Below are 13857 nucleotides of genomic sequence, written 5' to 3'. Positions count from 1 at the left end.
AGGAGCCAGAAGGCAGGTCCAGGAGGGCGCAGGAGGAGGGAGAGCGCTGGGCCTGGGCTTCGAAGAGGAGGTGGATAGCAGGAGCGGGAGAAGGAGGGAGGGTCTGGGAGGAGGAACTGAAGGAGACGAGGAGCTGGTGGCGTTCCTCGGGAGAGAGGAGGGGGAGAGAGGCGAGGGAGCAGGAAGGGTCGGAGACGAGGGAGGAGAGCAGGGTCTGCCAGTGGCGGGCGAGCCGGACAATGGTCTGCTCTTCAAACAACTCGCTGCTATACTCAAAGCGCCCGATCAATCTCCCATCGGGTCGGTCATCCACCTCCAGCGAAAGATCAAACTTAGATGCCCCCGCACTCACATCCATCTGCGTAATCGTCCAGCCCGAAGGCAGCACTGGCAGCTGTGGCTCCAGCGTCAGGGTTACCTGGAACAGTGGATTCCATGCCGCTGAGCGCTCCACCTGGAGCTGCTCCACCAGGTAGCTAAAAGGTATATCCTGATGAGCAATTGCCCCTATTATTCTCTCGCGGACCTGTTGCAATAGTGAGCGGAAGCTCGAACTGCCTGTCAACTTGCAAGTGAGCGGGAGCGTATTCAAAAAATATCCTGGCATCCTGGCAAACTCGGGACGTTGTTCGCGGCTTCCCAGGACTGCTCCAACTACAATCTCCTCCTGTTGCGTATAGCGATACAACAAGAGCTGGAGAGAGGCCATCAGGACCATATAAAGCGTCATACCTTCCTCACGCGCCAACCTCTTGAGTGCCTCGGTTAGCTCCTGGCTCAGGGTGAAAGGTACCATCCCCCCACGGAAGCTTTGAACTGGCGGCCTTGGGAAATCCGTAGGCAAATTAATCAACGCCGGTGCCCCTGCAAGCGCCTCTCGCCAATAGGCGAGCTGTTGATCAAGTAAGCTCTGATTGACAGAAGCCTGTTGCCAGAGCGTGTAGTCAGCGTACTGATAAGCTGGCTCAGGCAGAGGTGAGGAGCGATCAGCGCAAAATGCCTGATAGAGTGTCCACAGTTCTGGCAAAAAAACCTGGTAGAGAGTGACTCCATCAAAAATGATATGATGTAAAGTTAGATAGAGGCGATGGAGCCGATCCTCAAATCGAATAAGCAGACCGCGCACAAGAGGACCGTTTGCCAAATCAAAAGGGAGGCGAGCCTGCTCGGCAGCCAGACGTTGAGCCTCTTTCTCTCGCTCTTCTGGAGGAAGATGCCGCAGATCCACAAAAGGCAATTCAATCGGCTCGAAGGGATGGATCTTTTGAATAGGCTGTCCATTCTTCTCGGGAAAGCTCGTGCGCCAGATCTCATGGCGTCTGATAAACTCGTTAAAGCTGCGCTCGAATACTTTGCGGTCGAGAGAGCCTGGCAGGTGGACAGTCACGCACTCGTTATAGACTGGCTCCTTTGCCAGGCGAGAGAGAAACCACAGCTGCTGCTGCCCAAACGAGAGCGGCAGAACCTGTCCTCGCTCATATCGGGGAAGCGGTGTTAGCAGCCTCTGAGCCAGAGGTTCGCCGACCAATTTCTTCTGGCGCAACTGCTCTAGCAGTAGTTGTCGTACATTCTCCGCCGAGTGATTCTCGCTCATCGTTCACCTCTCACCTTTCCCAAGATACCGGCAAACTTTTGAGGCCACGCAGGCCGAGATTCTCACGCCAGACAAGCGGACCTGGCTCCAGCCGGAGGCTGGGCAGGCGACGCACAATCAGCTCGATGGCAATTTGACCCTCAATACGCGCCAGAGCTGCCCCGAAGCAGAAATGACTGCCCCAGGCGAAGGCCACATGGCGATTGTCCTCGCGTCGAATATTGAGGCGGTCGGGATCGGGGAAGCGCTCTGGATCGCGATTAGCTGCACCCATAACCGCGATCACTGCATCGCGCTTCCGAATCTTCTTCCCACCCAGTTCTGTATCCTCGGGGGCCAGACGAGCCGTATGCTGGCTGGGACTCTCGTAGCGCAGCAACTCCTCCACTGCCGATGGGATCAGTGAGAGATCTGCGCGCAGTAGAGCAAGCTGATCCGGGTGGCGCAGTAAGCTCAGCACGCCATTCCCGATCAGATTGGTCGTTGTCTCCTGCCCTCCCACCATCGTAATAATCGTATTGGCGATAATCTCCTCCTCGCTCAGACGATCGCCATCGATCTCGGCGGTCAAGAATGCATGGATCAAGCCCTCGCGCGGATGGCGCTCGATTTCCCTGATGGCTGTGCGAAAATAGGCAGTCATCTCATTGAGACTGCGAATCACCTGAGCCACGCGGTCCGGGTTATGTTGAAAGTTCCCGAGCACCTGCGCGAAATCAGCTGACCAGGCTGTCAACTGCTGCCAATCCTCCGTTGGCACCCCCAGCATCTCTGCAGTGACGATCGCCGGTAAAGGGTAAGCCAGGTCCGCGATCACGTCCATGTGTCCCTGAGCTTGAACGCGATCGAGCAAGCTGTGAGCGATGTCGCGGATATGCTCGCGCAGCACGGCCACGCGGCGAGGAGTAAAAGCCTTCGCTGCCAGACTGCGCACCCGCGTATGGGCTGGCGGGTCCAGAAACAGCATCTGCTTCACCATGACGCGGGCCAGAGGAGTCAACGCCTGCATCCCCATAGCCTCTAGCTGCTCAGGGGTTGGCGTGCGCTGAGCAGAAAAGCGCTGAAAGACCGTAATGACATCGGCATAGCGCGTCACTACCCAGGCGTGTAAAAAGGGGTCCCAGTGAACAGGGTCCTCACGACGCAGGCGGTGGTATAGCGGATAAGGATTGGCCAGAATCTCTGGATCGAGTAGATGATACAGACTTAGTGGTGGCTCCTGCCGCTGCGGCGGCGTCACCGACCTCGGTTCCTGCATAATTGTCTTGGGCTCCTCTTGTCCAGCAACAAGACTGACCGTTTCTTCTTCTTGCAGTCGCAAACCAGGCTGGCTGCTCTCTCCCCCTATTCTGGCAGCCAGCAGGCGCGTTACACGCTTCTCTCCCTGCTTCACCTGTTCTGCAACTGCTCTAGCAAGCTGCAGGCTTCCTGCTCACTCATAGTGGCCAGGCGCTCAAGCAGTAGCTGCTCGATGCAAGCGGCGAGCTGACGTACTGTCGGTGCGGTAAACAGCGTATGCAGCGAAATCTGTACCCCGAACAGCTCGGTCAGGCGTAAGATGAGCTGGGCCCCCAGCAGAGAGTGGCCACCGAGCATAAAGAAGTTGGCATTAGCATCGATTGCTGGGCGTCCCAGCAGCGAGCAGACTACCTCGGCCACCTGTTGCTCGATAGCGTTGGCTGGGTCCGCAGCCGCCTCTGTCGCAGGCAGAGCAGCCAGGCTTTCTATGTCTGCCTCTCCTGTCTCTGGAGCTTCTGACAGGATCTCGCTGGCTTCAGGTGGGGGTAATGCCGCCCGATCGATCTTGCCATGCACAGTCAGTGGCAGGGCTTCCAGACGCACAAAGATCGTGGGAAGCATGTAATCGGGCAACTGCTTGGCGAGCGCCGTACGCAGCTGGGAGGGTGTGGGACGCGCTTCTGGCGAGGTGACCACATAGGCCACGAGTTGCTTCTCGCCAGGTAGCTCCTCGCGAGCGATGACGACGCTGGCAGTGATCCCCGGCTGCTGATTGAGCACCGTGGCTATCTCGTCCAGCTCAATGCGATAGCCTCGAATCTTGACCTGAGTATCCAGGCGGCCCAGGAAGGCAATCTGGCCATCTGGCAAGAAGCGTGCCTGATCGCCCGTACGATACATCCGGGCCCCAGGCTGTTGAGCAAATGGATCAGGGAGAAAACGCTCAGCGGTCAGCTCTGGGCGTCCTCGATAACCACGAGCCACTCCCTGGCCGCCGATATACAGCTCGCCAGGTGTTCCCCAGGGCACAGGGCGGAGCGCTTCATCGAGAATGTAAATCGACGTATTGTCAATAGCCCAGCCAATAGATGGAGGCTCTGCCAACGGCTCGCTCACTGGCGGCACAGGGCCGGAAGTCGCTACCACCGTGGCCTCGGTCGGTCCGTAGTTGTTCACCAGCGTGAAGGGCAGGCCGGGCTGTGGATAGCGGCGGAGCGTATCGGCTCCCGTCAGCAAGAAGCGCAGAGCAGTTTCGCGAGGCCATGGGAGCTGGATCAAACGTTCGGCCAGCGGCGTTGGTAAGAAAGCGATGGTGATTGCCTGCTCAACCAGCCAGTCACGCAGTGCTGGTGCGGAGAGACGAAGCTCATCAGCCGGCAAATAGACAGTGGCGCCGCATGTCAGATAAGGCCAAAGCTCCCAGCCGGTTGCGTCAAAAGCTGGACTGGTCACCTGGCTGGCCCTATCGGCAGCGCTCACGGAAAAGACACGCTGGTGCCAGAAGATCAAATTCAGCAGGCTATCATGGGTGACCTCCACACCCTTGGGGCGCCCGGTTGAACCCGAGGTATAGATCACGTAGGCCAGATCGGCTGCCCTGGCCTGTTGTTCCTGGATCTCTCCCGTTGACTGGGCAGCCAGCTTGACGGCATCCTGATCTAGGTAGACACGTTGCCTCGTCGGGATCGCTGTTTCCTGCTCAAGTTGGCGGGCCAGACGAGAAGTTGTGACCAATACGGGGGCCTGCGCGTCCTCCAGCATAAAGCATACGCGCTCGTGGGGATAAGACGGGTCAAGTGGCAAATAGGCCCCGCCGGCTTTGAGAATAGCTAGTAGCCCCACTACCATCTCCGGTGAGCGCTCCAGGTAGAGGCCGACCGGAACACCAGGGTAGATCCCTAGCGCTCGGAGATAATGAGCCAGCTGATTGGCTCGCCGGTTGAGCTCCTGATAGCTCAAAGTAGTCCCCGCTGTCACTACTGCTGGGGCCTGCGGGCGCTCGCGCGCCTGCTGAGCAACAAGAGCCGGTATACAGGCATCACGTGGATAATCTCGTTTAACTGCGGCCCAGAGGCTGGGTGGCTGTTCTGCTTCGCTCGCCAGGAGACGACCGGGATTCTCCTCGATTACACCTCTAGCCACCATTGCTAGCGCAGAGAGTTTGCTACTGTGCAGCTCTTCTTGCTGAAGATCCATATGAATAGCTTGCTCCTACCAAATAAATCATAGATCTTTATTGCCTCTCCCGGGAGGAGGCTATGATCAAGACAGCCTGCTGATTAAGCGTAGATAGACAATACCCTTGAGGGTACGTCTGTTGAAAAGTCACTGAATCCGTTGTGGCTGTAGCTGCTCTGAAGTGCTTCATTCCTGCTTACTATCCCCCCTATCTACCAGACTCCCTGCTCGGGGAGCGCGTATGAACGAATGCGCCTTCAAATGAGTTAGGAAGAAGAACGTCAGATAACAGTATACTGCTCTATTGGCTGGGAAGCTCCTCTGGGATAGCTTTTTTAGCTGAATATGATAGCCGTCTTTGCCGGCATTGATGACCGCTTTCGGGCGGACCTAATCCATTGCCTGGGGAGTCCCCTGTTCGGCTGTGCTCCAAATGTGCTGACAGGCGGCAATACCCTGACGAATGCCCTCCTGAATAGCGCGATTATTGGCAGGCGTTTGGGTCTGCGGACTGTAGAGATTGGCGTCCCAGCCGTAATAAGCGATGCCGGTAGCTCCATGCTGGCAGAAGCTCTGGCTTTGCTGAACAATATCGGCAGTGCTTGGCAGGGGCCAGCTCAAGCCTGGACGCGTCGAGGGGCCGCCGAAAGCCTGGGCGATCCCAATCAGAGGTGTCTGAGTGTAGTTCCAGCCCCGTTTCTGCAGGCTAGCGAACATGGCATTCAGAGTGCTGCGCATCGACCAGTCATAGCGGCTGGCTGAGGCATCCTCCTTGGCTTGCAAGACTGTGAAGATGTAGAGACCGATCATGTCGCAGCCCTCGGGCGTGAAGTTAGCCGCCACCGCGTCGTGCCAGCCGGTGTCGAAACCTGAAGGAGGCGAGGCGCCAAAACCGCAGATGGCTGGGCGCTGTGGTGTGTATTGCTGGATCAAGTCATGGAACTTGATTAACAGCTCACGGGCGCTGCCGGGGTCCCACAGCACCCAGTCATCGAGCACCCAGTAACCCAGAATGAGCGGATTAGACCGGGTCTCTTCGAGATGCCGTCTGACAAGCTGAAGCAAAGCCTCTTCGCTTGGAATCGGCACAGAGTCACGCCCGCAGTAAGGATGGGCGCCGGGCGGTGGTGGCTTGACCGTCTTTGTGCGGTGGCACTCGTAATACTGCAGATAGCTAGAGATATAGCCATCGATGACCTGCATGTGAGCAGCCTGCAGCGCCTGCCCTAGTTCGCTCTCAGGCGAGGGAGGATTGCCGTACTCAAAGACAACCCGCATCCCCAAGGCAGCAGCCTCAGCTACCTCGGCAGGGGTTCCGACGGTGAAGCCGCCGATCAGGCGCAGGTCCTTGAAGCGGCTTTCCTGTCCGCTGGAGCCGGAGAAGCGCGGGCTGCTGATGGTCAGTTGAGAAACCAGCGGCGAGTTGGTAATCACCCACCAGGGATGTAGCAGCCAACCAGCTCCTACCAGGATGACTATAACCGAGACGCTGAGCAGCAAAAAGGCACGCTTCTGCCAATGATACACCTGCTTCATACGTTCGTCGCTCCCTGCTTGACTTCCTGCGCGATGGTCATGCCAGAATGGCGACCGGCCCGGCCCCGCTGCTCTTGAGATCTTCTTGCCGATGACTAAGTCGTCTCGACCTCCTGTTGGCCAAAAAGCTTGGGAAGAAAGGTTTTAGCCAGTTCCAGGTTCCCCTCGTAGCTGCGATAGAGCCAGCTTTCCAGCTTCTGTCTGGGTGTTGCTCCTTCGGCCACCCACCAAATGGGGTGTGTCAGGAGCTGAATCGCCTTCTTTTCACGAAAAGCGGCTGACTGCAGCGGGTGGCCATAGCGCCAGCGTCCTGTTGAATCGCTGATATAGGCAAGATCGCCCCGCTGAGCTAAATGGTAGACCCTATAGATCGGCCTGGCCTCTTCTACCGGAATGCTGGAGAGCGTGCGCGGACTGTGGACGCTCGCGATATCCCGCTTGACATAGGGATAGAAGTGAGCCAGGATCGCTATTTCTTGGGCAACGTCAAGACGCTGACCGTGATAATCCTGTAGATCAATATGAAGGGCGATGTCATGTCCATAATTATGAATCTGCTCTAGAAGACGAGCACTTTCTGTGCTAAGTACATTATAGAATGGAGAGGACAGCATCACAAAATACGTGGCCTGGAAGCCTAACTCGTGTTCGACCCGGGCAATCTCCAGAGCTGCTTTTAGGCTGATATCAATATCGTGTCTCAGAAGCAGTATCCGCTCACCGCTTGCTAGCCGTTCTTCAAGAGCATCAAAAAGCGAGCAACGGTAGCCTCGGCTGGCAAAGGCCGAGAGGAGTTGACGATAGCCTTGTAAAGTAAAGTCTTCCACTGCTCTTCTACCTGTTTCTGGTTTCTACTATGAGTGAACTTTATAGTCTGCTGATTTTTTAACTGTTGACGATCTGCTGGTATAGTTGCAGTAGGTTTTCCTGTTCCTTCTCCCAATGCAGATCGGAGGAGGCCGCCTGTAGAGCATACTGGCGCATGGTAGCCAGCCTCTCTGGGCGGGCGAACATTCCATTAATGGCCCTGGCAATGGCTTGAGGAGTAAGCTCGCTAAGCACCTCACCCAGGCCGTAAGCCTGCACCAGCTCTACCACGGCAGGCAGGGCCGAGGTCAGAACGGGTACGCCGGCCATAATGTACTCAAACAGCTTATTGGGCAGAAACATCCGCACATTCAGCGAATAGTCGGGCGAGGCGACCAGTAAGCCCAGATCTGCCGAGGCTGTCCAGCTCAACAGCTCAGCGTAAGGTACTGCGGGCAAGAGCTTCACGCGGTCGCTGACCTGCTCTGCCGCAATCAACTGTTCCAGCTCCTCTGCGGCATTGCCCAATCCTTTCCCTAAGAGCACAATCACGATCTCGGGATCAAGATAGCGGGCAGCCTTGACCAGAAGATCCAGCGAGCGGTTGGCCTGGAGGCGTCCCTGATAAAGTGCGAGGCGGATCTGAGGTGCAAGGCCGAGGGCCTCGTGTAGCCGTCTAGTACGTGCCACCTGCTGATAGGGAGGAATATTGCGTACCAGCGCCAGGTGTTTGATCCGGTAGCGACGCTGAAGCTCCTCAACAATTGGTGGAGAGACCGTGATCACGCCATCGCTGGCTGGAATCATCCCCTTCATGAGCAGGGTTAGCAGATGGTGAAGCAAGCGCCGCCCCCGGTTCATCGAAGAGAGGGGATGCTCCTCCAGAGGCATTTCGTGAGCCTCAAAGACCAGCCGTTTCCGGCGCAGGCGCGAGGCCAGGTAGCAAGCTGGTAAAGCGGCAACATCATGAGCGTGATAAACATCCGCGTCGGTGCTCAGCACCTGCCACGTACCGCGCACGAAGAGAGAGGCAGCTCGCAGTAGAGCGCGACGTTTGAAACGAGATGAGAAAAACTCGGGGGCCAGCCGTACATGCTGCAGAGCAATGCCCTGGACTTGCTCACGAGCAGGTTGTTCTTGGGACTCCAAATCGACCACACTGACATGACACCCGGCGGCGCTGAGCGCGGTGGCGGCCCGCATTACTCGTACATCGCTCTTTCCCTGGCCCAGTACATGCATACAGACCCGCAGGGGGGGTAAACCTCCTGCACGCTCTCTGTTTGAAGCCTCGGTAGCCTTATTGGGGCGCTGGCTGGCTAACAACTCTGTCAAAGTGATTCCTCCTGCTGTGGCGCTGACGCGCTAGTCGAGCTTGCTGGCAGCAGCGCCTGATAGAGTTCAAACAGATGAAATTGCTCACGGTTCCAGTTGAACTCGCGACGCGCAATCTCCAGGGCGTGGCAGCGCATGCGCTCCAGAGCCTCCTGGTCGTGAATGACCCGATTGATGGTGGCAGCAACGGTGGCTGGATCACGCGACGGCTCAACCACTCCCACTTGGTGGATCTGGATCAGCTCGGCAATCACATCCAGCTGAGAGCTAAGCACGGGAAGTCCTGCCATCAAGTACTCAAAAAACTTGTTTGGCAGGCAGTAGCGGATACTCAGCGAGTAATCGGAGGGAAGCAGGGTCAGGCCGAGGTCGGCTGAAGCAGTCCAACTGAGGAGTTCCTCGTAGGGAACGGGCGGCAGCAGTTTCACACGCTCCTCTACCCCAAGCTCGGCGATTAGCTGCTGCAGTTTCTGTTGTATTGGCGCGCGGGCGGCCCCGAGCATGACGATCACGACGTCTGACTCAAGAAATGGAGCGGCCCGCACAAGCAGATCGAGGCCACGGTTTTCCTGTAAATTCCCCTGATAGAGCGCAATGCGGATATCATTTGATAAACCTAATTTCTCGCGTAAAAGGTTAGCGCGCTCAACCTGCCGGTAAGGTGGTACATTGCGCAGGAGCGTGACACGCTGGCCGCCGTACTCGCGCTCGATGAAGGAGACGATAGGCGGTGAGACAGCGATTACCCCCTGGCTGTGTCGAATGAGATAGCGCAGCACGCGGCGTGCAATCGCCAGGAGGCGAGGCCAATGCTGGACTGCTCGATCAGACAGAGGCAGTTCAGGCGAATCGAAGATCAGGGGCTTATGTCGCAGTTTCGCTGCTACAAAGGTAGCTGGTAATGTATGCTCCACAAATGAATGATAGATGTCTGCCTCTTCCTGCAGAAGATAGAGAATACTTAATAGATTGAGGCGGAGCAGCTTCACCAGGAACCAGGGCTTAAAGCGCGTTGGAGTAAACCAGGCGGGCATGAGAATGTGTTTCAGCCTGATCCCCTGGTGAATCTCCTCGCGGGGAGAGGTGTATGACCCGACAACGTCCACAATGGTGACCTGCAGACCTGCCTCCTTCAGAGCAATAGCGGTGCGCCACAAGCGCGCATCGCCAATGGCTGGGGCGAACCTGAGCATGACAACCCGCTGTCCCTGAAAAAGCGGCGTGAGGTCAACAGTCACATCTGGGGCTTCAGATACCGTAGTCATAGGCTTCTTTTCACTCTCCTTCCGGGAAAGGAATAGCGCAGGCGAGCAAGCTGCTGTAGTGGCAGGCGAGCCAGTACCAGCAGGATGACGGCGTAGGCCAGCCAGGTCAGCCCATAAAGAACGGCGCTGCTCAGCGGATCGAGGCCTTGGGCGAGGAATGCCGCGACGAAGTAGAGGGCGATCCCGATGGCTAGCACGCAGAGAAAGAAGCCGACCTCGAAGGGCACTGGATACATCTGGTTGTTCACCAGATAAGCGAGAAACGAGAGGAAAGCGTAGGCCAGTAGTGTTGAAAAGGCCGCGCCGAGTGCGCCACTGAGGGGAATGAGTACCACATTCAACACCACGTTAAAGATAGCAGCCTCTGCCGTCAGAACTACTGCATACCATGTTCTTCTCTTGATCGATATTCCTACATTGAAGACGTTGTAAATGCCGTAAAAGACCATAGACATGGCCACTAAAGAGATCACAGGCGAGGCCCCCTGGTAGCTGGCGGGGAAGAGGACCTCTAGCAAGAACTTCCCGGCGAGTGAGAGGCCAAAGGCGGCCAGCAAAAGGACCACACTGAACCAGCGGAAGATCAGTCTGAAGATCTGAGGCGCGTCGCGGCGACGAGCTACAGAGAACATAGTCGTAGGCCAGGCCAGGTTGAAAGGCGAGATGACCAGCACGCCCAGGACGTTGCCCAGTGTATAGGCAATCGAGTAGCTGGCGGTTTCGGCCAGCGAGCCAAAACGGCTCAGGAGATAGCGATCTGAGAGCTGCAGCACCCAGACGGACACGAAGCTTGCCACCAGTGGTACGCCGAAAGATAACATATTGCGAGCCATCTCTCGGTCGAAGGTCAGGCCTGCTTCCCAGAGGATCACAGGCAATATGCCGAAAACCACAATGGCATAGCCGCTGGCTGTGCCTAGCAAGGCCCCGGTCATGCCCAAATGCATGGGTCCCACGTAGAGCAAGGTTGCGACGAGGCCCACGAGTAGATTAGCGATCGAAAGTGTCGCATAGAGCGTAGGACGGTTCTCCGCTCGCAGCCAGGCCAGGCCCGGCACGCTCAAATTCTGCAGCAGCACCACCAAAGCTGCGGCCTGCACTGGCGCTGTCAGAAGGGCTGACTGGAAGAGGAGCAAGGCAATGAAGGCTGCGCCTAAAGACATGGCCAGGGTGACCACAATCGAGATCGCCAGCAGAAGGCCCACCAGCGTCGAGAGCACGCGCAGGCGCTCGCTGCGCGATTCATAGTCGTAGCCATAGGCGCGAAAAAAGGCATTCCCCAGGCCGAGCTGAGTGATGCCAGCGATCAGCGAGATAGCTGAGAGCAGCACGGAGAGAGCACCATACTCGTCGCGCGAGAGCGCATGCGTCAGAAAAGGAGCCAGCACCAGTGAGGTCAGCGGGCCAGCCAAAGAGGAGAGGGCGTAGATCCCGCTGCTCTTGACCAGCGTGCGCAGCTGACCCACATAGTCATTGCGCTTCTCCTGGGCTGGTGCTGGGGTACTGGGTTGCGGCGTCCTTGGCAGGGCCGGCTGCACTGGTCGAGCGACCTGCACCGCTGGCGCTGGCTGATAGCTCGGCGCATACTGTGGATATTGCGGCCCTGGCCCTGGGTAGGCTGGGTAAGGCTGTGGTGTTGTTGGCTTCAATCCTCAACTTCCCCCTCTAGGCCGGTACGGGCCACCGTTTCTGTAGTGATCTGCTCCAGAGCTGCCCAGCCAGAGGCCCGGAGCAGAACCCGTCGGAAAGCCTCGGGACTGTGTCGATCGGCAATATAGGCCCGAGCGGCCTGACCCATCTGGCGGCAGAGAGCAGGGTTGGCGAGCAAGCGTACGAGCGCGTTGGCGGTCTCCTCTATATCAGCCGGTCTGACTGCAATGCCGCGTCCCTCGGCAAGCAGCAGCGCATTCGAGGGCGGACGGGTTGAAGCAATCACTGCGCAGCCTGCGGCCATTGCCTCCAGTACGGCCATTGAGAAGCAAGCGCCGCGGGTACTAGTGTAGAGAAAAATATCGCTGATCGAAAGGAGCCGGGCAATCTCAGGCGCAGGCAGCTCGCCCCAGAGAGCACAATGCTCCTGGAGCTGGAGCTGATCAATCGTCTGCTCAAGCTCCGGGCGCAAAGGTCCATCGCCGGCAATCATCAGGCGCACCCTGGCTCGGGTACCGGGCTGTAAATGCTCCAGGGCACGAGCCAGGCTGGCCAGCGCGAGATCAAGGCCTTTCTCTGGCGTAAGGCGGCAGGCGATGGCCACCACCATATCGTCCTGCCTTAACCCATATTCTTGGCGGCGACGCGCGCGCTCCTCCTCAGAGGGCACTGGATAGCGCTCGATATTGACCATGCTGGCGAAGCGCACCACGCGGCTGGCGGGGATACCGAAACGTGCTGCCATCGTCTCCACGCCATCGCCCGCGACGCCTGGCACCAGATACTGGTCAACACATCGGGCTGCTAAGCGGAGCATCAGGCGATAGGAGGGCCAGTAGCACCACTCCTGCACACGCCCGATAAAGCGGCGCAGGCGACTGCGATGAGCGAGCAGACGCCTGCGCTCGGCCAGGTGTAGTGGATGAATATCTTCCTGGAGCAGCGTCAGATGACCGTGATCAATACAAATCACGCGTGCACCGGCCAGGCGTCCCAGTGGGGCGGAGAGCAAGGCAGAGAAGACTGCATCCTGCGGCAGTACAAGGTCAAAAGCTGTCCCCTGGCGTAGCAAAGCAAACAGCCTGGCGGCGCCGGTCAAGACATAGAACCAGACAAACGGGAAGTGGGAGGCGCCCATCCAGGAGCGGCCAAAGCGATGGATTATATACCTACCAGTCTCCTGGTCAGTAATGGCTCGTGTGAGATATTCCATTCTCCAATGGCCCTGCATGGCCTCTTCAATGCCTTCCAGGACCGTGAGAACCCCACCGATGGCTGGAAAAGCCGGGAGAGGGACGCAGACGCGCAGCTGGTTGGAGGAGTCCAGCGGGCGTGGAAAAAGGCGCGGTTGCCAGCGACGCCAGAGACGTGCACTCAAGGAATGCCGGGTATGCCACCAGCGGTAGCGCAGGCGGCCCTGCCGGCTTCTCGCATAACGTTGCCAGCGCTGGAGGGCGTGGGCACAAACCTCGCTCTTCGTCGAGGTCGCCAGGGCGTCCAGCAAAGCAATCTGGAGAGTTAGCTCCTGGGGCGTTGCCAGATGGCGCGTGGCCAGGTCACGATAGGGCCAAAAAGGCCCGGAGAACTCACTCAAACTCTGCTCAAAGGTAGTGAGAGCTTGCTGGAAAAGCTGTCGACTCGCCTCATCGCAAGCGGGCCAATACAGTATCAGCTCGTGGAGGCTGAGCAAGGCCAAAGCCATGCCGTTGAAGCTGTGGAGGGCCGGATAAAGCGCCAGCTCCTCGAAAAAGATCCCGTCAGCATAGAGCGGGGAGCAAATACCTCCATCCAGGATATCGCAACGGAAGGTTTCCAGACAGCGCTCCAGCGCCAATGCATGAACCTGGTCACCAGTCATACTCAGAGCGCGCAGCAAGACGGCCAGGGCGCAGCTCTGCATAAGGGCGGAGAGGCAAAGCGCCACCCTGCCACCGGGTCGAGTCGAGACTAGCAACCAGCCGCCAGCTCCATTGTTGAGAGGCTGCTCCAAAGCGAGCAAGTGCCTGGTTTCTTCAAGGAAGAGATCCCTTTCCTGGTGATCACCGCTCTCTAGATAGCGATTCCAATGGTCCAGAGCGCGCCAGGCTGTTGGTAAGGCGATCGTACTGGCAGCCAGTGGGTTGCTCAGGCTTAGACAAAGCTCTAGAACCGCTGCAGGATAGGGGCCGGGCTGTTGAGGCCAGCCGCCTTCCTGGCGCTCACTACCACTACGCACTTTTTCATACTCATAAGAGATAGACATAGATCTTCTCC

General features: G+C 57.8%; 9 protein-coding genes. All 9 read right to left on the bottom strand.

What is annotated here, in order from left to right:
• Positions 1-1594, bottom strand: a 1594-nt coding sequence (locus A4R35_RS05700; protein ID WP_223258214.1) for a condensation domain-containing protein, incomplete at its 3' end; no start/stop codon positions are given.
• A gap of 10 nt (positions 1595-1604) precedes the next feature.
• On the bottom strand, positions 1605-2852 hold the full coding sequence (locus tag A4R35_RS05695; protein WP_112434028.1) for a cytochrome P450: 1248 nt from the start codon (positions 2850-2852) through the stop codon (positions 1605-1607).
• 131 nt (positions 2853-2983) lie between these two features.
• The gene (locus A4R35_RS05690; RefSeq protein ID WP_112427389.1) at positions 2984-5029 is read right to left on the bottom strand and encodes a non-ribosomal peptide synthetase; all 2046 of its coding nucleotides are present in this window, start codon (positions 5027-5029) and stop codon (positions 2984-2986) included.
• 372 nt (positions 5030-5401) lie between these two features.
• On the bottom strand, positions 5402-6547 hold the full coding sequence (locus A4R35_RS05685) for a hypothetical protein (RefSeq protein ID WP_112427387.1): 1146 nt from the start codon (positions 6545-6547) through the stop codon (positions 5402-5404).
• A 95-nt stretch (positions 6548-6642) separates the two neighbouring features.
• Positions 6643-7374, bottom strand: coding sequence for a polysaccharide deacetylase family protein (locus A4R35_RS05680; protein ID WP_112427385.1), 732 nt, complete (start codon positions 7372-7374; stop codon positions 6643-6645).
• Positions 7375-7432: 58 nt separating this feature from the next.
• Complete coding sequence (locus A4R35_RS05675; protein WP_112427383.1) at positions 7433-8689, bottom strand: glycosyltransferase; 1257 nt, start codon at positions 8687-8689, stop codon at positions 7433-7435.
• Positions 8686-9954, bottom strand: coding sequence for a glycosyltransferase (locus A4R35_RS05670; protein WP_112427381.1), 1269 nt, complete (start codon positions 9952-9954; stop codon positions 8686-8688). The genes A4R35_RS05675 and A4R35_RS05670 overlap by 4 nt, the downstream gene beginning before the upstream one ends.
• Complete coding sequence (locus tag A4R35_RS05665; RefSeq protein ID WP_112427379.1) at positions 9951-11603, bottom strand: lipopolysaccharide biosynthesis protein; 1653 nt, start codon at positions 11601-11603, stop codon at positions 9951-9953. The genes A4R35_RS05670 and A4R35_RS05665 overlap by 4 nt, the downstream gene beginning before the upstream one ends.
• Positions 11600-13846, bottom strand: coding sequence for a glycosyltransferase (locus A4R35_RS05660; protein WP_112427377.1), 2247 nt, complete (start codon positions 13844-13846; stop codon positions 11600-11602). The genes A4R35_RS05665 and A4R35_RS05660 overlap by 4 nt, the downstream gene beginning before the upstream one ends.
• Positions 13847-13857 lie beyond the last annotated feature (11 nt).

The sequence above is a fragment of the Thermogemmatispora tikiterensis genome, from assembly GCF_003268475.1.
GTDB classification, from domain to species: domain Bacteria; phylum Chloroflexota; class Ktedonobacteria; order Ktedonobacterales; family Ktedonobacteraceae; genus Thermogemmatispora; species Thermogemmatispora tikiterensis.
The sequence above is the reverse complement of the archived record's forward strand: the minus strand, read 5'-3'. Positions and strand labels throughout refer to the sequence as shown.